Annotated in this window: 18 protein-coding genes and 2 pseudogenes; all 20 read left to right on the top strand. The window is 47.2% G+C overall.

The window, feature by feature from the left end; all coding sequences use genetic code 11:
* Positions 1-78 precede the first annotated feature (78 nt).
* Positions 79-810: an elongation factor P 5-aminopentanone reductase gene (gene ymfI, locus QMZ64_RS10250; RefSeq protein ID WP_075752763.1), complete on the top strand. Its 732-nt coding sequence runs from the start codon at positions 79-81 to the stop codon at positions 808-810.
* Positions 811-880: 70 nt separating this feature from the next.
* Positions 881-1,138 (top strand): DUF3243 domain-containing protein, encoded by a 258-nt coding sequence (locus QMZ64_RS10245; protein ID WP_075752761.1) that lies wholly within the window; start codon positions 881-883, stop codon positions 1,136-1,138.
* A 247-nt stretch (positions 1,139-1,385) separates the two neighbouring features.
* A complete protein-coding gene (locus QMZ64_RS10240) occupies positions 1,386-2,177 on the top strand; it encodes a YmfK family protein (RefSeq protein ID WP_003181917.1) in 792 nt (263 codons plus the stop codon).
* Positions 2,178-2,194: 17 nt separating this feature from the next.
* Complete coding sequence (locus tag QMZ64_RS10235) at positions 2,195-3,097, top strand: helix-turn-helix domain-containing protein (RefSeq protein ID WP_301441296.1); 903 nt, start codon at positions 2,195-2,197, stop codon at positions 3,095-3,097.
* A 66-nt stretch (positions 3,098-3,163) separates the two neighbouring features.
* The gene (gene pgsA, locus QMZ64_RS10230) at positions 3,164-3,745 is read left to right on the top strand and encodes a CDP-diacylglycerol--glycerol-3-phosphate 3-phosphatidyltransferase (RefSeq protein WP_003181921.1); all 582 of its coding nucleotides are present in this window, start codon (positions 3,164-3,166) and stop codon (positions 3,743-3,745) included.
* A gap of 19 nt (positions 3,746-3,764) precedes the next feature.
* On the top strand, positions 3,765-5,015 hold the full coding sequence (locus QMZ64_RS10225; RefSeq protein WP_265627039.1) for a competence/damage-inducible protein A: 1,251 nt from the start codon (positions 3,765-3,767) through the stop codon (positions 5,013-5,015).
* A gap of 168 nt (positions 5,016-5,183) precedes the next feature.
* Entirely contained in the window at positions 5,184-6,230 is a 1,047-nt protein-coding gene (gene recA / locus QMZ64_RS10220; protein ID WP_043926427.1) for a recombinase RecA, read from the top strand.
* Between the two features lie 341 nt (positions 6,231-6,571).
* Positions 6,572-8,131, top strand: a complete 1,560-nt coding sequence (gene rny, locus QMZ64_RS10215; RefSeq protein ID WP_020451457.1) for a ribonuclease Y — start codon at positions 6,572-6,574, stop codon at positions 8,129-8,131.
* 86 nt (positions 8,132-8,217) lie between these two features.
* Positions 8,218-9,015, top strand: coding sequence for a TIGR00282 family metallophosphoesterase (locus QMZ64_RS10210; protein WP_243940361.1), 798 nt, complete (start codon positions 8,218-8,220; stop codon positions 9,013-9,015).
* Positions 9,016-9,216: 201 nt separating this feature from the next.
* Positions 9,217-9,477 (top strand): stage V sporulation protein SpoVS, encoded by a 261-nt coding sequence (gene spoVS / locus QMZ64_RS10205; protein WP_003181955.1) that lies wholly within the window; start codon positions 9,217-9,219, stop codon positions 9,475-9,477.
* A gap of 105 nt (positions 9,478-9,582) precedes the next feature.
* Positions 9,583-10,503 (top strand): dipeptidase, encoded by a 921-nt coding sequence (locus QMZ64_RS10200; RefSeq protein ID WP_301441295.1) that lies wholly within the window; start codon positions 9,583-9,585, stop codon positions 10,501-10,503.
* A 124-nt stretch (positions 10,504-10,627) separates the two neighbouring features.
* The gene (gene tdh / locus QMZ64_RS10195; RefSeq protein WP_243941156.1) at positions 10,628-11,671 is read left to right on the top strand and encodes an L-threonine 3-dehydrogenase; all 1,044 of its coding nucleotides are present in this window, start codon (positions 10,628-10,630) and stop codon (positions 11,669-11,671) included.
* A gap of 14 nt (positions 11,672-11,685) precedes the next feature.
* Positions 11,686-12,861 (top strand): glycine C-acetyltransferase, encoded by a 1,176-nt coding sequence (locus QMZ64_RS10190; protein WP_243940363.1) that lies wholly within the window; start codon positions 11,686-11,688, stop codon positions 12,859-12,861.
* A gap of 143 nt (positions 12,862-13,004) precedes the next feature.
* Positions 13,005-14,534, top strand: coding sequence for a tRNA (N6-isopentenyl adenosine(37)-C2)-methylthiotransferase MiaB (gene miaB, locus QMZ64_RS10185; RefSeq protein ID WP_301441294.1), 1,530 nt, complete (start codon positions 13,005-13,007; stop codon positions 14,532-14,534).
* Between the two features lies 1 nt (position 14,535).
* Positions 14,536-14,967 (top strand): regulatory iron-sulfur-containing complex subunit RicA, encoded by a 432-nt coding sequence (ricA, locus tag QMZ64_RS10180; protein WP_020451463.1) that lies wholly within the window; start codon positions 14,536-14,538, stop codon positions 14,965-14,967.
* 99 nt (positions 14,968-15,066) lie between these two features.
* Positions 15,067-15,370: pseudogene (locus QMZ64_RS10175) on the top strand (aldo/keto reductase); the annotation flags it as partial.
* Between the two features lie 309 nt (positions 15,371-15,679).
* Positions 15,680-16,228 carry an outer spore coat protein CotE gene (gene cotE / locus QMZ64_RS10170; protein WP_020451464.1) on the top strand — a complete coding sequence of 183 codons (549 nt, stop codon included), beginning with the start codon at positions 15,680-15,682 and terminating at the stop codon, positions 16,226-16,228.
* Positions 16,229-16,337: 109 nt separating this feature from the next.
* Positions 16,338-18,947, top strand: a complete 2,610-nt coding sequence (mutS, locus tag QMZ64_RS10165) for a DNA mismatch repair protein MutS (protein WP_265627035.1) — start codon at positions 16,338-16,340, stop codon at positions 18,945-18,947.
* 17 nt (positions 18,948-18,964) lie between these two features.
* Positions 18,965-20,875, top strand: coding sequence for a DNA mismatch repair endonuclease MutL (mutL, locus tag QMZ64_RS10160; protein ID WP_265627034.1), 1,911 nt, complete (start codon positions 18,965-18,967; stop codon positions 20,873-20,875).
* 247 nt (positions 20,876-21,122) lie between these two features.
* Positions 21,123-21,441 (top strand): annotated as a pseudogene (locus tag QMZ64_RS10155) (putative quinol monooxygenase).
* Positions 21,442-21,594: the final 153 nt, after the last annotated feature.

The raw sequence follows: 21,594 nt of genomic DNA, 5'->3' as shown, positions 1-21,594 counted from the left end.
TGAAAGTTCAGCGTGTCAGGACATTTTCCGACGCACGCTGAACCTTTCTTCTTTTTAACGGAAAGGTGGAAACATAGTATGACAAAACTCGCTCTTATCACCGGTGCAAGCGGCGGAATCGGGCAAAGCATCAGCGAAAAGCTGGCGCAAAACGGGTATGATCTTCTCCTCCATTACCATACAAATGAGCAGGCAGCCGCAGCACTTGCAGAAAGGTTGTCACATACATACGGCATTCACGCCGAAATCATTCACGGCGACCTGTCCGACCCCGGCGGCGCAAAAGCCGTTTCCGCTTCCATCGGCGGGCGGGCGCTTGACGGCATCGTCTTAAACAGCGGTCAAAGTTTCCGCGGGCTTGTGACAGACATGACCGATGAGGCTGTGCAGGACATGGTGCAGCTCCATGTCTCAAGCCCGTTTCTGCTGACGAGGAATCTGCTGCCGGCGATGATCAGGAAAAAATCCGGCGCAATTGTAGCCGTCAGCTCCATTTGGGGTGAAACAGGGGCGTCGTGCGAAGTTTTATACAGCATGACAAAAGGCGCGCAAAATGTGTTTGTCAAAGCCCTTGCAAAAGAGCTTGCGCCTAGCGGCATCAGAGTCAACGCCGTTTCTCCGGGCGCTGTGAAAACAAAGATGATGGGCTCGTTTTCAAAAGAGGAAGAAGAGATGATCGCCGACGAGATTCCGATGGGAAGGCTCGCCGAAGCCGAAGAGGTTGCGGACGCCGTGCTGTTTCTGCTCTCTGCTAAGGCATCTTATATCACGGGTCAAATTTTGTCAGTTAATGGCGGCTGGCATTGTTAAAAACATGTATAGTTTGCGGTCCCCCAGATCATAATAAGGCTGTAACTTCAAGAGAATGGAGGGGCCTGATATGTCCGTACTGGATAATTGGGATCAGTGGAAAAACTTTTTGGGCGACCGTTTGAACTATGCCCAAGAAAGAGGAATGTCAAACGAAACCATCTCAGATCTCGCATATGAGATCGGCGATTATTTGGCCGGTGAGGTTGATTCAAAGAACCATCAAGAACGAGTGCTCGCCGACCTTTGGAGCGTGGCTTCAGAAGAAGAGCAGCGCGCCATTGCGAATGTGATGGTTAAGCTTGTTGAAAACAACAGCTCGCATTAAGGAGAGAGTGTGTTCACTCTCTCTTTTTTATAGGCGCGGCTTTGTCAGCGCCACCGCTTTTGTTGTTTGCTTTCCGCCCCGATAGGGTAAACATCATCCAGGCGCCGTTACAGCAGGTTTTTCCCGATTATGGGAAACGGACGTTTTTCTCATTTAATCACAACATTCTGCTTTCTAATTGAGACAAAATGCTTTATGATAAAGGAAGGTAAATTTTTGCCACGATGATGGGTAGGGAGGTTATCATTTGGCAAAGCTCGAATGGTACTTAGAATATGAAATACAAGTCAACCGTCCCGGACTTCTGGGAGATATATCCTCTTTATTGGGGATGCTTTCAATTAATATTGTGACCATTAACGGCGTCGATACTCAAAGAAGAGGCCTCTTGTTAAAATGCCGTCATATAGATCAGATTAAGCGACTGGAATCGATTCTGAACACAATGGATACGATTAAAGTGACGAAGCTCCGCGAGCCGAAGCTTCGCGATCGTCTCGCTGTAAGGCACGGCCGCTACATCCAGCGGGATGCGGACGATAAAAAAACGTTCCGGTTTGAACGCGACGAGCTTGGCTTGCTTGTCGATTTTATGGCTGAGCTGTTTAAAAAAGACGGGCACAAGCTGATCGGGATCAGGGGAATGCCCCGCGTCGGCAAGACGGAATCAATTGTCGCTTCAAGCGTCTGTGCAAGCAAAAGATGGCTTTTTGTTTCTTCGACACTGCTGAAGCAAACGATCAGAAGCCAGCTGATTGCCGATGAGTACAGTCCGGAGAATGTTTTCATTTTGGACGGCATTGTGTCGACGAGAAGAGGATCTGAACGCCATTTGCAGCTCGTCAGTGAGATCATGCGGCTGCCGGCGACCAAAGTTGTCGAGCATCCGGACATTTTCGTGCAAAATACGGAATATACGATGGACGATTTTGATTACATCATCGAATTGCGTAACAGCCCCGATGAGGTGATTACATATGAACATGCTGAAGAACCGCAGATGTTTGACCATTCAGGTTTTTCCGGCTTTGATTTTTAAAATGGAAGGTGTTTGTTGTGACTGAACTAGGAAATCGGCTGAAAGAAGCCAGAGAGGAAAAAGGGATGTCATTGGACGATCTTCAGGCGGCCACAAAGATCCAAAAAAGGTATTTAACAGCCCTTGAAGAAGGAAACTATGATATCATTCCGGGAAAATTTTATGTGCGGGCTTTTATCAAGCAGTACGCCGAAGCTGTCGGCCTCGACTCGGAGCTCTTGTTTGAAGAGTTTAAAAAAGATATCCCTAATTCTTACAATGATGAGGTTTCTGAGAAGCTTTCTTCAATCAAGCCGCAGAGAGAGCTGCCCAAGTCTGCCTCAAAAGCGCTTGAACTTTTGCCTACCCTGCTTGTGGCAGCCGGCGTTATCGTTGTGATCGCGATCATTTACGTCATCGTTCAGGCTGTAAACGGCGGAGGCAACCAGCAGGCTGAAGAGCCTAAGACAGAGGAATCGCAAAGCAAGTATGACGTCTCAAAAGATTCCCCGCTGACAAAGGGAAATCAACAGAACACGGATGCGCAGAAAGACAGCGCTGAAGGCGACAAAGAAAAAAAGGATCAGCAGTCTGATGAGAACGACAAGCTGACCATGAAAGCGACCTCAAGCGAAGGCTCTTCCACAACTTATGAAGTATCAGGATCCGACAAGCTGGAGCTTGAAGTAAAGGCAAGCGCAAACTCATGGGTCAGGGTGCGCGACGAGAAAGGAAGCTCCCTCAAAGAAGGAATGATGAAAAAAGGAGAAACCTTTCAAAAGAATATTACCGATCAATCGCAAATTGATTTGCGGATCGGATATGCGCCGGGCGTTGAAATTAAAATCAACGGAGAAGTTCTTTCTTACAAGCTCGATCCTAAGACTGTGATGACACAAAACATAACGATTCAAAATAAAAAGGAGGAAAAGTCATCTTAATTGCACAGATGACTTTTTCTTGCGTTCATCATCAATAGGAAAACATACATATCTGGAGGAACCTTTATGTTTAATCTACCGAATAAAATCACGCTTTCTAGAATCGCATTAATTCCTGTTTTTATGGTCATCATGCTTGTGCCGTTTCAGTGGGGGGCTGTCTCCTTTGGCAGCGAGTCGATTCCGGTCACCCATTTGATCGGCGCACTGTTGTTTATTTTTGCTTCTGTCACCGATTGGGTTGACGGCTATTATGCGAGAAAGCTGAACCTTGTCACAAACTTTGGAAAATTTCTTGACCCGCTTGCAGACAAGCTGCTCGTGTCTTCCGCTTTAATTATTCTGGTGCATTACCATCTTGCTCCGGCCTGGATGGCCATTGTCATTATCAGCCGGGAATTTGCCGTAACGGGACTGCGGCTCGTCCTTGCGGGAACAGGGGAAGTCGTCGCGGCCAACATGCTTGGAAAAGTGAAAACATGGGCTCAGATCATCGCGATCTCTGCCCTTTTGCTTCACAATCTTCCATTTGAGCTTGTATCCTTCCCGTTCGGCTCGCTTGCTTTATGGGTGGCTGTCTTTTTCACAGTCGTATCAGGATGGGATTATTTCGCTAAAAACTGGGATGCTTTAAAAACATCGAACTAAACGTGGGGAAGTGGAAACAATGAAGTTGGAAAGAAAAGCGGAAATTATCGCTGTCGGTTCTGAGCTTCTGCTCGGACAAATCGCTAATACAAATGCTCAGTTTATCAGCAGGCATTTAGCCGAAATCGGCATTAACGTCTTTTATCACACGGCGGTGGGAGACAACCCGGAACGCCTTAAACAAGTGATTCAGACAGCACAGCAAAGGTCTGACTTCATCATTTTTTCGGGAGGCCTCGGACCGACGAAAGATGATTTGACAAAAGAAACGATCGCTGAAGTTGTCGGGCGCCCTCTTCAGCTCGACGATGAAGCCTTCGAATCGATTCAGGATTACTTCAAAAAAACGAACCGGGAGATGTCGCCGAACAACCGCAAACAGGCGCTGATCCTCGAAGGATCCGATGTTTTGCCGAACCGCTTCGGGATGGCGCCGGGAATGCTGCTTGAGCATGAATCGCGCTTTTATATGCTCCTGCCGGGACCTCCGAAAGAGCTGGAGCCGATGTTTGAAAACGAAGCGAAACCGCTGCTTTTGGAAAAGCTCGGCTCGAAGGAAAAGATCGTGTCAAGGGTACTGCGGTTCTTCGGCATCGGAGAATCCCAGCTTGAAACCGATTTGGAAGATCTCATCGATGCGCAGACTAATCCGACAATCGCTCCGCTTGCGGCAGACGGGGAAGTCACGCTCAGGCTCACGGCAAAGCATGCGGATCCGGCGGAGACAAACCGCTTGTTAAAAGAAACGGAAGACCTCATCCTGGAGCGGGTCGGAGAGTTCTTTTACGGATATGATGATACATCTCTTGCAGAAGAGCTTGCGAAAGCATGCAGGAGCAAGGGAATGACCCTGGCCGCTGCGGAAAGCTTTACAGGCGGGCTTTTTTCCACCTGGCTGACGGAAATGAGCGGCGCTTCGGAATATTTTAAAGGCGGCGCCGTCTGCTACACAAACGAATTGAAAGTGTCAGCGGCCGGCGTTGCCGAAGACACGCTGCAGCGCTACGGTGCGGTCAGCGCGCAATGCGCAAAAGAGCTCGCCGCAGGCATCAGAGTCAAAACAGGAAGCGATATCGGCATCAGCTTTACTGGAGTAGCCGGGCCGAATACGCAAGAAGGCCATCCGGCAGGAAAGGTGTTTATCGGCATCTCCGTGAAGGACCAGGCCGAAGAAGCGTTCGAATTTCAGTTCGCCGGATCGAGGTCTGCGGTGCGAAAGCGTTCTGCCAAATACGGCTGCCATCTGTTGCTGAAAATGATGGAAAAATAAGCGGAAACCGGATTTTCGGAATATCTTTATTATGAAAAAGGTCATTCCATTTTAGGAGATCGATTTTTTCCTCTTAAAAAAATCGAATATGCGTTCGCTTTTTTCTTGGCAAATCCGTGCAAACAAGGTATAGTAGATATAGCGGAAGTGATAAAGGAGGAAAATAGAATGAGTGATCGTCAGGCAGCCTTAGATATGGCGCTTAAACAAATAGAAAAGCAGTTTGGTAAAGGTTCGATTATGAAACTCGGCGAACAAACTGAAACGAGAATTTCAACAGTTCCGAGCGGTTCTTTAGCGCTCGACACGGCTCTTGGAGTGGGCGGATACCCGCGCGGCCGGATTATTGAAGTATACGGGCCTGAAAGCTCCGGTAAAACGACGGTGGCGCTTCATGCGATTGCCGAAGTTCAGCAGCAGGGCGGACAGGCGGCGTTCATCGACGCCGAACACGCGCTCGACCCCGTCTATGCACAAAAGCTGGGCGTCGACATTGATGAGCTTTTGCTGTCACAGCCTGATACGGGCGAGCAGGCACTCGAAATCGCCGAAGCTCTTGTCAGAAGCGGAGCGGTGGATATCGTTGTCATCGACTCAGTAGCAGCGCTTGTGCCGAAAGCTGAAATCGAAGGAGACATGGGGGATTCCCACGTTGGTTTGCAGGCCAGACTGATGTCTCAGGCGCTTCGTAAGCTTTCCGGAGCAATCAATAAATCAAAGACCATCGCGATCTTTATTAACCAGATTCGTGAAAAAGTCGGTGTCATGTTTGGAAATCCTGAGACGACACCAGGCGGAAGAGCGCTGAAATTCTACTCTTCTGTCCGCCTTGAAGTGCGCCGCGCAGAGCAGCTGAAACAAGGCAACGATGTCATGGGGAACAAGACGAAAATCAAAGTCGTGAAAAACAAAGTGGCACCTCCGTTCCGGACGGCCGAAGTGGACATTATGTACGGGGAAGGGATTTCAAAAGAAGGGGAAATCATCGACCTCGGAACAGAGCTTGACATCGTTCAGAAGAGCGGTGCATGGTACTCTTATCAGGAGGAACGTCTTGGACAAGGCCGTGAAAACGCCAAACAGTTCCTGAAAGAAAACAAGGACATCCTTTTGATGATTCAAGAGCAGATCCGGGAGCACTACGGTTTGGACACCGGGGGCGTTGCTCCTGCGCAGGAAGATGATGCCCAAGCTCAGGAAGAACTCGAATTTTAATCATGAAACATGTGAAAGGCTGCCGGCCCGATCGGCAGCCTTTTCCTTTCATTTGCGCATTCAGACGCAGCTCCTTTATCCATCTCCTTCATCCGGGCGGTTTGAAAAGGCGTTTAATCCAGAAACGTTAAGACCGTAAGCTTGACAAGTATTTCCCACACAATTACAATGAAATTGTATCACTTGTTTTTCTTAACATGATTGATAAACATTTAAACTTGACAAGGGCTGTGAAGCCGCTTCACTCCCTGTGAAGGTTCTGTATGTTGAGAAGAAGTACAATGTACATGCCGACACTTACTTTTAGCAAGACAAGTTCATAGCAAGAGGAGGTGAAAGTTATGAATCCTTTAGCAATTCTCATCTCCATTTTGCTGAGCCTATTCTGTTTAGTTGTTGGCTACTATGTTCGTAAAATCATTGCCGAAGCAAAAATTTCAGGTGCGCGAAATGCAGCCGAACAAATTCTTGGAGACGCAAAGCGGGATGCTGAAGCGTTGAAAAAAGAAGCCCTTCTTGAAGCAAAGGACGAGATTCATACGCTTCGGATAGAAGCTGAACAAGAAGTTCGTGAAAGACGAAATGAGCTTCAAAAACAAGAAAACCGTTTACTTCAAAAGGAAGAGAACCTTGACCGAAAAGATGAATCATTAGATAAACGGGAAGCGATGTTGGAGAAGAAAGATCATTCTCTGAATGAACGACAACAACATATTGAAGAGATGGAAAGCAAAGTGGATGAAATGATTCGTATGCAGCAGTCAGAGTTGGAGCGTATTTCAAGTCTGACGCGAGATGAAGCGAAGCAAATCATTCTGGAACGGGTTGAAAACGAGCTTTCCCATGACATCGCGATCATGACGAAAGAAAGTGAAAATCGAGCGAAAGAAGAGGCTGATAAAAAAGCGAAAAATATTCTTTCATTGGCTTTACAGCGCTGTGCGGCAGATCATGTGGCCGAGACAACGGTTTCGGTTGTCAACCTTCCAAATGATGAGATGAAAGGCCGCATTATCGGACGTGAGGGACGTAATATCCGTACATTGGAAACATTGACGGGTATCGATCTGATCATCGACGATACGCCGGAAGCCGTTATCCTTTCAGGATTTGATCCGATCAGGCGTGAAACAGCCAGGATCGCTCTTGATAAACTCGTTCAGGATGGCCGCATTCATCCTGCCAGAATCGAAGAAATGGTTGAGAAATCCCGCCGTGAAGTGGATGATTACATTCGCGAAATGGGTGAACAGACGACATTTGAAGTTGGAGTTCACGGTCTTCATCCCGATTTAATCAAAATCCTCGGCCGCTTGAAGTTCAGAACGAGCTACGGACAGAATGTACTGAAACATTCAATGGAAGTGGCGTTTCTGACAGGCTTGATGGCTTCAGAGCTCGGAGAAGACGTGACGCTCGCAAAAAGAGCAGGACTTCTTCATGATATCGGGAAAGCGATTGACCATGAGGTGGAAGGAAGCCACGTTGAAATCGGTGTGGAACTGGCCACCAAGTATAAAGAGCATCCAGTTGTCATCAACAGTATCGCATCTCACCACGGAGATCAGGAGCCGACTTCCATCATCGCCGTGCTCGTGGCCGCAGCCGATGCGCTGTCCGCCGCAAGACCTGGCGCAAGAAGCGAAACGCTCGAAAACTATATTCGCAGGCTTGAAAAGCTGGAAGAAATCTCTGAATCGTACGAAGGTGTTGAAAAATCATTCGCGATACAAGCGGGACGAGAGGTGCGGATCATGGTCAAACCTGACTCAATCAACGATCTTGAAGCCCATCGTTTGGCGCGTGATATTCGAAAACGAATCGAGGACGAGCTTGACTACCCTGGACACATCAAAGTAACCGTAATCAGGGAAACGAGAGCCGTTGAATACGCAAAATAAAGTGGTGCGAATGCGCCACTTTATTTTTTTGTTTCCTTGTGTAACACTATGATTAAAACCTATTTTAAAAAAGAAAGGGTCAAATTATGAGAATTTTATTTATTGGAGATGTTGTCGGTTCGCCCGGCAGAGACATGATCATAACCTATTTGCCGAAGCTGAAGCTGAAATATAAACCGAACGCCGTCATCGTCAACGGAGAAAACGCGGCACACGGAAAAGGCATTACCGAAAAAATATACCACCAGCTCATTCAAGCGGGAGCCGACGTTCTCACAATGGGAAACCACACATGGGATAAAAGGGAAATATTTGATTTTATTGATGACGCGCCACAGATCGTCAGACCCGCCAATTTTCCCGAAGGCACGCCTGGAAAAGGCATCACATACATAAAAACAAACGGTTCGAAGGAACTGGCTGTGATCAATTTGCAAGGCCGCACATTTCTGCCTGCGATCGATTGCCCTTTTCGAAAAGCTGATGAATTAATAGAAGAAGCGTCAAAAAGAACACCGTTCATCTTTATCGATTTTCATGCCGAAGCGACAAGCGAAAAGCAGGCGATCGGCTGGTATACGGACGGCCGCGTGTCAGCGGTTGTCGGAACGCACACGCATGTTCAGACAGCCGACAACCGCATTCTTCCGAAAGGCACGGCATATATAACAGACGTGGGGATGACAGGGCCTTACGACGGGATTCTCGGCGTCGACCGCGAGACGATTATCAAGCGTTTTAAAACGAGCCTGCCCGTCCGTTTTGAAATTGCCGAAGGCCGCACAACACTGAGCGGAGTTGTCATTGACATCGACGAACAGAGCAAGAAAGCCGTTAAAATTGACCGGATATTAATTAATGATGACCACATGTTTTTTGAATAACTGAACTGAAAATCATTTTAGAAAAATATTAAAAGGAAAGCAGGAATATCCCGGTCCTATAGTGAATATAGTAAAAATGGAAGGTACCCTGCTATTTTTGAAAAGCAATTAAAAGGGGATGGCTTTGAAAATAGCAACATCTAATAATGATTGTTCTAATGAACACTCACTTATCCATTGTAAACTTAAGGGGGAGCAGGAATGGAAATATTAAAGGTTTCAGCAAAATCAAATCCAAACTCGGTCGCAGGTGCGCTCGCAGGAGTCTTGAGGGAACGAGGAGCTGCAGAAATTCAAGCAATCGGAGCCGGAGCATTAAATCAGGCTGTTAAAGCGGTAGCGATTGCACGGGGATTTGTAGCGCCGAGCGGTGTCGATCTGATTTGCATTCCGGCGTTTACGGACATTCAAATTGACGGTGAAGAACGAACAGCGATTAAGCTAATCGTAGAGCCTCGCTGATAGAAAAATCACTCTTTTTCAAATGCTTCAACCTGCTTACTTTCACGTAAGCGGGTTGTTTTTGGTTTGACCGTTTTTGAAAAATGCAGCCGGGAGAGGATGAACGTGAAAATTTTTGATGCCCATTCTGATTTGCTGCTGAAGCTTTGGAAAAATCCGAAGCTTAATGAATACAGCGACCCGTCGCTGCAAACGCCGGTTCAGGCGCTGTTAAACGGAAAGGCGAAAGTGCAGTGTCTGGCGATTTTTCTGCCCGAAACTGTACCTGATACAATAAGGCTTGAAATGGCGCTCGTCCAGATCCGGCTGTTTCACGAAAAAATTGCAAAGTACAAGCGGATCAAACTGATCAAACATAAAGCCGATATCGACAAACTCAAAAGCGATGAAACCGGCATCATTCTAACGATGGAAGGCTGTGAGCCGATCTCAAAAAGCTTAAGGCTGTTTGACATCTTTTTTCAGCTCGGAGTCAGAAGTTTCGGCCTGACGTGGAACTGGGCCAATACGTTCGCAGACGGCGCTTTAGAAGAAAGAAACGCAGGTTTGACTTCATACGGGGAAAGGCTGATTCGCAAGGCGAACAAAAACCGGGCATGGACCGATCTCTCCCATTTATCCGAGAAAAGCTTTTGGGATGCGGTTGAAACGGTGGCGTATCCGATCGCCTCTCATTCGAATGCGCACAGCCTTTGCCCTCATCCGAGAAATTTAAAAGACGATCAAATCAAAGCGCTTATTGAAAAGAATGGCGTCATCGGCTTGACATTTGTCCCTGAATTCGTGAGAAACGGAAAAACGCCTGTGATCAAAGATATCCTCTCGCATATTGACCATGTCTGCTCTTTGGGAGGCGAGCGGCATATCGGATTCGGATCTGATTTTGACGGCATCGACCGGGTCATTCCGGGTCTGGAAGCCCACAAAGATTACGGGAATCTGATCGAAGCGCTGCAGCGCTCATATACACCAAGTCAAGTCGACGGATTTCTCTTTCAAAATTTCTTCAGCCGCATCCCATTTTAAAAAAATATCATGCATTTTTCAGAGGGTGTTCATCTGTTTTTCTCAGAAAGACACAGGTGTTTACCAATATGAATTATCGTGCTACAATCCTTTTGTAAAGCGATTTTGCAAAGGGGGTCTGTTCATCTTGGACGGAAATATGAAAGCGCTTATCAAGAAGCCGGGGGAGCCGGGCGCAAGCTTCGAGCTCGTCCCGATACCGAAGATCGACAAACACGAGGTGCTGATCAAAGTCAAAGCCGCATCGATTTGCGGAACCGATGTCCATATTTATAATTGGGATGAATGGGCGAAAAGCAGGGTGAAACCGCCTTATGTGTTTGGCCACGAATTTTCCGGCGAGGTTGTTCTAGTGGGGGAAAATGTGACTGCGGTACAAGAAGGGGAGTATGTTTCGGCAGAAACGCACATCGTTTGCGGAAAGTGCCTGCCGTGTTTGACCGGAAAAGAGCATGTCTGCAGAAAAACGCTGATTCTCGGTGTCGATACAGACGGCTGTTTTGCCGAATATGTCAAAGTGCCTGCCGCAAACATTTGGAAAAACCCGGCCGGCATGCCTGAGGATCTCGCTTCTATTCAAGAACCGCTCGGAAATGCCGTGCATACGGTTCTGACGGGAATGACGGCCGGAGTGAAAGTCGCTGTCGTCGGCTGCGGACCGATCGGATTGATGGCCGTGGCAGTTGCAAAAGCGTCAGGCGCATCACAGGTGATCGCCATCGATAAAAACGAATACAGGCTCGACCTTGCATTGCAAATGGGGGCAACCGATATCATCTCCGTTGAAAAAGAAGATCCGCTCAAAAATGTAAGCGCTTTAACTGGCGGTGAAGGAGCGGACTTGGTTTGCGAAATGTCAGGCCATCCGACGGCCATCCGCCAAAGTTTAAAAATGGCTGCGAACGGAGGGCGGGTTCATGTCTTAAGTCTGCCTGAGCATCCCGTATGCATCGACATGACAAATGATATCGTCTTTAAAGGATTGACGGTTCAGGGAATAACCGGCCGCAAAATGTTTGAAACGTGGAGGCAGGTCAGCGGTCTTCTTCAGTCCGGTACGATTCAAATCAAGCCTGTCATCACCCACCGTTTCCCGATGGAAGAGTTTGAAAAAGGCTTTGAACTGATGAGAAAAGGGCAATGCGGAAAAGTCGTATTGATACCGTGAAAGGAGAGATGGATATGAAAGAATTTAATTTTTTAGCTTCCGAGCTTGATACAATGAAAGAAAACGGAACTTTTCAGGAACTGCCGATCATCGAATCGCTGCAAGGATCAACTGTCAAAATGAAAGGAAAAGACATCATTCAGCTTTCATCCAATAACTATCTCGGGTTGACGTCTCATCCGCGTCTCCAGAAAGCGGCCGAAGAGGCGGTCAAACGGTACGGTGCTGGAACGGGATCGGTTCGGACAATAGCCGGCACATTCACCATGCATGATGAGCTTGAACAGAAGCTCGCTTCATTTAAAAACACTGAAGCTGCACTCGTATTCCAGTCCGGTTTCACCGCAAATCAAGGCATTCTTTCAAGCATCCTCACAAAAGATGATATCGTCATCTCAGACGAATTAAACCATGCTTCCATCATTGACGGCATCAGACTTACCAAAGCGGGCAAAAAAGTATATCAGCATGCGGATATGGAAGATTTAGAAAAGATTTTGAAAAAATCAATGAATTACAGAATGCGGCTTATCGTTACAGACGGCGTGTTTTCGATGGACGGAGACATCGCGCCGCTGCCCGAAATTGTCCGGCTCGCTGAACAGTATGACGCATTTGTCATGGTCGACGATGCGCACGCATCCGGCGTTCTCGGCGAGAACGGGCGCGGAACGGTTCACCATTTCGGGCTGGACGGGAAGGTTCACATTCAAGTCGGCACGCTCAGCAAGGCGATCGGTGTTTTAGGAGGCTATGCGGCCGGTTCCAAGGTGCTGATCGACTATTTAAAGCATAAAGGCAGACCGTTTCTCTTCAGTACTTCCCATCCGCCGGCCGTCACTGCGGCATGCATTGAAGCGGTCAATGTGCTGATGGAGGAACCTTCATTGATTAAAAAACTTTGGGACAATACTTCGTACTTCAAAAAAGAGCTTGAAAAAATCGGCCTTCCGCTGATTAAGAGCGAAACGCCGATCACGCCGATTTTGATCGGTGATGAAGCCGAAGCATGCCGCTTTTCAAACACGCTTTTCGAGCTCGGTTTATTTGCGCAGGCCATTGTATTTCCGACCGTCCCGAAAGGCAAAGCGCGGATCAGAACGATCATGACTGCCCAGCATTCGAAAGAAGAGCTCGATAAAGCGCTTGAAATCATTGAAACCGGCGCCAAAAAAGCGGGTCTGCTTTAAACTCATCGATTTCTTTTTAAACAAAGTAAATAACCATTGATAATCATTTTCAGTTAGTGTACAATGATGGGTTCTGGGTTGTGCTGACAACCGAGAACCTTTATACTGAAGAGTGGAGCTTTGTTTGAAAGGAGATCAAAAACATGAATGAGAAACAGCGCATTGAAAGCGGACAGGTCAATCCATCGGACAAAAAATCCGAGAAGGATTACAGCAAGTACTTCGAAGCTGTTTATGTTCCGCCTTCCTTAAAAGATGCGAAAAAACGCGGCAAAGAAGAGGTTAAATACCATAGCGATTTTAAAATTTCCGAGCAGTACAAAGGGATGGGAGAAGGACGGAAGTTCTACATCCGCACATACGGCTGCCAGATGAATGAACATGATACAGAAGTCATGGCCGGTATTTTCATGACCCTCGGCTATGAGCCGACCGATTCGACTGAAGACGCCAATGTGATTCTGTTAAACACATGCGCCATTCGCGAAAATGCGGAAAACAAAGTATTCGGTGAAATCGGCCATTTAAAAGCTTTGAAAAAAGACAATCCGGATTTGATCCTTGGCGTATGCGGATGTATGTCCCAGGAAGAATCAGTCGTCAACCGGATTTTAAAGAAACATCCGTTCGTCGATCTGATTTTCGGCACACACAATATCCACCGCTTGCCGGAACTTTTGTCAGAAGCTTATCTGTCAAAAGAAATGGTTATCGAAGTGTGGTCTAAAGAAGGCGATGTCATTGAAAACCTTCCGAAAGTCCGCACCGGCAAAATTAAAGGCTGGGTCAACATCATGTACGGCTGCGACAAGTTCTGTACGTACTGCATCGTGCCGTACACAAGAGGAAAAGAACGAAGCAGACGTCCTGAAGAAATCATTCAGGAAGTGAGACGACTTGCGGCTGAAGGCTATAAAGAAATCACGCTTCTCGGACAGAACGTCAACGCTTACGGCAAAGATTTCGAGGATATGGAATACGGACTCGGACACTTGATGGATGAGCTCCGCAAAATTAATATTCCGCGAATCCGCTTCACGACAAGCCATCCGCGTGATTTTGACGATCATCTGATCGAGGTGCTCGCAAAAGGCGGAAACCTTCTGGACCACATCCACCTGCCTGTTCAGTCCGGAAGCTCGGATGTCTTGAAACTGATGGCGCGCAAATACGACCGGGAACGCTATCTCGAGCTTGTCGCCAAAATTAAAAAAGCGATGCCGAACGCGTCTTTAACAACAGACATTATCGTCGGCTTCCCGAACGAAACAGATGAGCAATTTGAAGAAACGCTTTCCTTATACAGAGAAGTTGAATTTGACAGCGCCTATACGTTCATCTACTCGCCTCGCGAAGGAACGCCTGCTGCAAAAATGAAAGACAATGTTCCGATGCGCGTGAAAAAAGAACGGCTTCAGCGATTAAATGAAGTGGTCAACGGAATTTCCGCGAAGAAAATGAAGGAATATGAGGGGCAGGTTGTCGAAGTGTTAGTAGAGGGTGAAAGTAAAAACAACCCTGATATCCTTGCCGGCTATACACGGAAAAACAAGCTTGTTAACTTCAAAGGACCGAAAGAAGCGATCGGTCAGCTTGTCAACGTGAAAATCCACCAGGCGAAAACTTGGTCGCTTGACGGAGAAATGGTAGGAGAAGCAATCGAGGTGAAATAAAGTGACGCTTTATACAAAAAAAGAGATTGTTGCAAAAGCGCGGGAACTCGCAAAAATGATTGCCGAAACGGAAGAAGTCGACTTTTTCAAAAAAGCGGAGGCACAGATTAATGAGAATGCCAAAATAACGGGCATTATCAACCAAATTAAAGCCCTGCAAAAGCAAGCCGTCAACTTTAAACATTATGAAAAGCACGAAGCGCTTAAACAAACGGAAGCAAAGATTGACGCGCTTCAGGAAGAGCTTGACGAGATTCCGATCATTCAAGAGTTCAGAGACTCCCAAATGGAAGTCAACGACCTTCTGCAGCTCGTCGCGCATACAATATCAAACCAAGTGACAAACGAGATCATCACATCAACCGGGGGAGACCTGCTGAAAGGCGAGACCGGTTCAAGAGTAAAAAATTCATCACCGAGCTGTTCTCTATAATTTGGCGGCGCCTTTTAAAGGCGCCTAGCTTGTCGACAAAGCCGTGAAAAACGCTTTGATTGACAAGCTTTTTTTATGGAAACACAGGCGAGGCTCCATGCGCTGAAAGGTACTGTCGGAGCCCGGACAGCCAAAAGGGAAGACCTCATTGAAAAACACCGCTTACAGCTCGAAAAATTTTCGTCTATGCGAGGAGCTTGGGGAGAAAGAAGCCAACGTCGCTTTGGCATGGGTGCTGGCAAATCCGGCGTTGACCGCTCCTATCAAAGGGCCGAGAAACGTCGAACAGCTGCGGAATGCAATCAGAGCTGTTGAGATCAGTCTGGATGAGGGCATACTCAGCGAGCTGAGCGACATCTTCCCTGGACCCGGAGGGGAAGCGCCTGAAGTATACGCTTGGTAGCAGCAATGCTATTAGATTAAGAATAAAGTAGACACAGCATCATGAAGCAAACTAAACTTTTTCAAATGGATGTTGTCAACAACCTTAGGCGCCATTTTTTATACAATTTCCCGCCGCGACGGCTTATTGAAAAGATTCGGTTTTCGGTCTGTCTTTTTCTTTTCTGATTTAAGTCAAGTTTATCCTTTTATCTGCATACACTTAAACAGATTCATTATATGGGAATGTTATTTTGATTTCTCAAGGAACGCACATTAGACGAATGCCCAGCATAGGATAATACGAGGAAAAACAAGGAGGCATGACCGAATGTCTGAATACAGGGAAATTATTACTAAAGCGGTGGTCGCGAAAGGCCGGAAATTCACCCAGTCCACTCATACAATCTCCCCTTCGCAAAAGCCAACCAGTATTTTGGGCGGTTGGATTATCAATCATAAGTATGACGCCGAAAAAATCGGAAAAACCGTGGAAATTGAAGGGACATATGATATCAACGTCTGGTATTCATATGCGGACAACACCAAAACCGAAGTTGTGACAGAACGCGTTTCCTATGTTGATGTCATTAAGCTCCGGTATCGTGACAAAAATTACTTAGATGATGAACACGAAGTGATTGCGAAGGTGCTTCAGCAGCCGAACTGCCTTGAAGTGACCATTTCTCCGAACGGAAACAAAGTGGTTGTACAGGCGGAAAGGGAATTTTTATCAGAGGTTGTCGGCGAGACGAAGGTCGTCGTTGAAGTCAATTCTGATTGGACGGAAAGCGATGAGGAAGAAGCGTGGGAAGAAGAACTTGATGAAGAACTTGAGGACATCAATCCGGAGTTTTTGGTCGGAGATCCAGAAGAATAAAAGGAAGCTAGGGAAACACCGCCCTAGTTTCTTTTTTTTAGCATCAATCTTTATGGTATAATGAGTGTTGGAATCAATAGAAACGTTTATACATAGTGAGGGATTAAATATGGCAGGCTACACGCCTATGATACAGCAATATTTAAAGATTAAGGCAGAGTATCAGGATGCCTTTTTATTTTTTCGTCTTGGAGACTTTTATGAAATGTTTTTTGAAGATGCAAAAAAGGCGTCTCAGGAACTCGAAATCACGCTGACGAGCAGAGACGGAGGATCGAGCGATAGAATCCCGATGTGCGGGGTTCCTTATCATTCATGCTCTTCGTATATCGAACAACTCATTAAAAAAGGCTATAAAGTCGCGATCTGTGAGCAGGTGGAGGATCCTAAATCGGCCAAAGGAGTCGTCAAAAGGGAAGTCGTGCAGCTGATCACACCCGGCACCGTGATGGACGGAAAAGGAATTCATGAAAATGAAAACAACTTTATCGCCTCTGTCAGTGAATTTCAGCATACATACGGGCTCGCTTTTTCTGATTTGACGACGGGCGAGAACTTAGTGACGATTATCGAAAGGCTTGATGATGTCGTTTCCGAGATTTACTCTGTCGGAGCAAGGGAAATCGTCGTCAGCCGCAACTTTGACGAGAAAGATGTCACGTTGCTGAAAGAGCGCTGCGGCGCCACGATCTCTTTCGAAGATGAACAAGCAGATGAAGTGCCTGACATTGTGAACGGACTGGCGTCCAAAGAGCTTGTCGATACGTTCATGAGGCTTTACGTCTACTTGAAGCGGACGCAGAAAAGAAGCCTTGACCACCTTCAAAACGTTCAGGCTTACGAGCTCGAAGAAGCGATGAAAATCGATTTGTATTCGAAACGCAATCTCGAGCTGACGGAAACGATCCGTTCGAAAAACAAAAAAGGCTCGCTTCTTTGGCTTTTGGATGAAACGAAAACGGCAATGGGAGGGCGCCTGTTAAAGCAATGGATCGACAGGCCGCTGATCAGAAAGGGACAGATTGAAGAGCGCCAGGAAATCGTCGAAACGCTGATCGCCCATTTGTTTGAGCGGGAAGATTTGCGCGAACGGCTGAAGGAAGTATACGATCTCGAGCGGCTCGCCGGAAGGGTCGCTTACGGCAACGTCAATGCCCGAGATTTGATTCAGCTGAAGGAATCGTTGAAACAAGTGCCGGCCATCAAACAGCTTGTCGGCTCCCTCGACCATCCGAAAGCAAAAGCGCGCGCCGGGAAAATCGATCCGTGCGGCGATCTTTTGAACCTTTTGGAAGATGCATTATACGAGAATCCGCCTCTTTCATTAAAAGAGGGGAACTTGATCAAAGACGGCTATCACGAGAAGCTGGATGAATACAGGGACGCAAGCAAGAACGGAAAGGACTGGATCGCAAGGCTTGAGCAGCAAGAACGCGAGTACACGGGAATCCGCTCTTTAAAAGTCGGCTTTAACAAGGTGTTCGGCTATTATATTGAAGTGACGAAAGCCAACATCCATCTGCTTGAAGAAGGCCGCTATGAACGGAAGCAGACGCTGACCAATGCAGAACGCTACATCACGCCGGAGCTGAAAGAAAAAGAAGCGCTGATTCTCGAAGCGGAAAACAATATTTGCGAGCTGGAGTATGAGCTGTTTTCCGAGCTTCGCAGCAAGGTGAAGGAATATATCCCGCGCCTGCAGCAGCTGGCAAAAATGATGAGCGAGCTTGATGTGCTCCAATGTTTTGCGACGATCAGCGAAAACCGCCACTATGTTAAACCGGAGTTTTCCGAGGACGTCGTTCAGGTGATCGACGGACGGCATCCGGTCGTAGAAAAGGTGATGGACAGCCAGTCTTACGTTCCGAACAGCTGCGAAATGGGCAAAGGCAGACAAATGCTTTTAATCACCGGGCCGAATATGTCAGGAAAAAGCACGTATATGAGACAGATGGCGCTGATCTCCATTTTGGCGCAGATCGGCTGTTTTGTTCCTGCCAAAAAAGCGGTGCTGCCGATCTTTGATCAGATCTTTACAAGAATCGGCGCTGCGGATGATCTTATATCCGGACAGAGTACGTTTATGGTGGAAATGCTTGAAGCCAAAAATGCGATCGTTCATGCGACGAAAAACAGCTTGATTCTATTTGACGAAATCGGCCGGGGTACGTCCACTTACGACGGAATGGCGCTTGCGCAGGCGATCATCGAGTACGTTCACGAGCACATCGGCGCAAAGACTTTATTTTCCACACACTATCACGAGCTGACGTCCCTTGAAGAAAAGCTTGCCAACTTGAAGAATGTTCACGTTCGTGCGGAAGAATACGAAGGAAAGGTCGTTTTCCTTCACCAGATAAAAGAAGGCGCAGCAGATAAAAGCTACGGTATCCATGTCGCGCAGCTGGCCGAATTGCCCGACGGTTTGATCCGCAGGGCGAAAACGATCCTGAAAGAACTTGAATCCGGCGCCAAAGAAGCGGCTCCATCAACGGCTCCGAATACGGTAAAAGAGGCGGCGGAAGAAGTCGCGGCAACTGTTGCAGATCAACCGGCCCAGCTGTCATTTTTTGAAACGGACAAGCCGAAAGAAAAAGAGACGAAGCTCTCCAAAAAAGAGCAGGCTGTTTTAGCCGAATTTAAAACGATGGATCTGCTCGATATGACGCCTATACAAGTCATGAATGAACTGTACAGGCTGCAAAAAAAATTAAAGTAATAAAGAGGTGACCCAACTTGGCAAAAATTGTTCAGCTGCCTGACGATTTATCGAATAAAATCGCGGCGGGTGAAGTAGTGGAAAGGCCTGCGTCGGTCGTCAAAGAGCTTGTCGAAAATGCCATCGATGCGAACAGCTCCGTGATAGAAATCGATGTTGAAGAAGCGGGTCTCGCCTCGATTAAAGTGCTTGACGACGGCGAAGGGATGGATGCAGAAGACTGCAGAACAGCTTTTTTGCGTCATGCCACAAGCAAAATCAAAGACGAAAACGACCTGTTTCGCGTCAGAACGCTCGGATTTCGCGGAGAAGCTTTGCCAAGTATCGCGTCTGTCTCACACTTAAGCATTAAAACGAGCACCGGAGAAGGAGCAGGCACCCATTTGACGCTTCAGGGGGGAAGAATCATTTCCGAGCAAAAAGCGTCAAGCCGCAGAGGAACCGAAATTACAGTTACCAATCTGTTTTTCAATACGCCGGCAAGGCTGAAATACATGAAAACGATCCATACGGAGCTCGGCAACATTACAGATGTGGTCAACAGAATCGCCCTTGCCCACCCGGAAGTTTCGATCAGGCTGCGTCATCAAGGGAAAACGCTTCTGCAGACAAACGGAAACGGCGATGTCCGCCATGTGCTTGCGGCGATTTACGGCACGGCGGTTGCCAAAAAAATGCTCCCGCTTGAAGCGAGATCTCTTGATTTTGAAGTGAAAGGCTATATCGCCCTTCCTGAAATTACGCGCGCATCGCGAAATTACATGTCATCTGTCGTCAACGGCAGATACATTAAAAACTTTCCGCTCGTGAAAGCGATCCACGAGGGCTACCATACGCTTCTTCCGATCGGCCGCCATCCGATCACGTTCATTGAAATCAACATGGACCCGCTGCTTGTGGATGTCAACGTGCATCCGTCAAAGCTGGAGGTCAGGCTGAGCAAAGAGACGGAGCTTCACGAACTGATTCGCGACGCCATCAAAGACGTCTTTAAACAGCAGCAGCTCATTCCAAGCGTGCAAGTTCCGAAAAAAACCGCACCTCTGATCAATAAACCGGAGCAGCAAAAGCTTGATTTCGACCAGGTGCGAGAGCCGGCACCTCTTTCTGGTCCTGATATTGAAAGAGAATATAAGCCGGAGCCTTCATTTTCGGCGATGAAATTAAGCTCGGTTGTCAAAGACCCGCCTCCTTCCGCTCCTGCAGAGCGCGAAGAAAGCATCATGCAAGAGACCGAGCCTGAATGGCCCGGAGCTGAAGAGTATACGCCGGAAGCCGAACCGGCCGTACAAGCCGAGCCGGAACAGGCAGGCGAAAGCGTCCATGACAAAGAGACGCCAAAAGAAAGGGTGCCGATCATGTATCCGATCGGCCAAATGCACGGCACCTACATTCTCGCCCAAAATGAAAACGGGCTGTACATCATCGATCAGCACGCCGCACAGGAGCGGATCAAATACGAGTATTTCCGTGAAAAAGTCGGAGAAGTCGAACCGGAAGTCCAGGACCTGCTTGTACCGCTGACATTCCATTATTCAAAAAATGAAGCGCTGACGATCGACCAGCACTTGGACGATTTAGCCAAAGTCGGCGTCTTTCTCGAATCGTTCGGCGCCGGCAGCTATATCGTCCGATGCCACCCGACTTGGTTTCCAAAAGGGGAAGAAACGACGATTATTGAAGACATCATTCAGCAAGTCCTTGATGACCGCACGATTGACATCAAAAAACTGCGCGAAGAAGCCGCAATCATGATGAGCTGCAAAGGCTCCATCAAAGCCAACCATCATCTGCGGGACGACGAAATCACCGCCCTGCTCGATGAGCTGCGCAGAACATCCGACCCATTCACATGCCCGCACGGCCGCCCAATCATCATTCACTACTCGACGTATGAGATGGAGAAGATGTTTAAGCGGGTCATGTAATTTCTAATCGCTCACAACCCTTGATACATCAATGGCTGTGAGCGGTTTTCATTTTATTGACCACATTTTGACCACTTTTAGCCGGGCTGCTTTAAATCTTGCCGTTTGTAAGAAGATTAGGAAGCGGCACGTATATCGTCCGGTTATTCTCAAGATAGGGAAGATAAAGCCTCTTTTAAGTGGAAACCTATAGGACAACCATTAGACAAGCTTCGTAGTTGTTTTCATTTTTTGAGAAAATGTTATAATGAAAAGCTATCAAATGATTTGAAGGGGGAATTTGGATGCATTACATAACGGCATGCTTAAAAATTATCAGTGATAAAGACCTCAATGAAATAATGAAGGAATTCAAAAAACTTGAGGAAGAAACGAACAAAGAAGAAGGGTGCATACAATTCCATGCGTACCCCCTTGAGCCATCAGAACGCAAAATCATGCTATGGGAGATTTGGGAAAACGAAGAAGCTGTTAAAGCCCATTTCACAAAAAAACACACAAAAGACGTTCAAAAACAAGAATTAACGGAAGTAGAATGGTTAATGAAAAGCAATGTGAATGATTAAAAGGCTCCTTGAGATTGATATCGAAGTTTCCTTAAAAGGAAAAATACTATCAAATAAAACGGCGGGTCAATTTACAATCTCACGATAGCTCTCGGGTTTTATCTGAGGTCTGTTAAGAACAAAAAAGCAGACTCTTTAGGAGTCCGCTTCAGT

This window comes from Bacillus sp. LB7 (assembly GCF_030449715.1).
GTDB classification, from domain to species: domain Bacteria; phylum Bacillota; class Bacilli; order Bacillales; family Bacillaceae; genus Bacillus; species Bacillus paralicheniformis.
The sequence above is the reverse complement of the archived record's forward strand: the minus strand, read 5'-3'. Positions and strand labels throughout refer to the sequence as shown.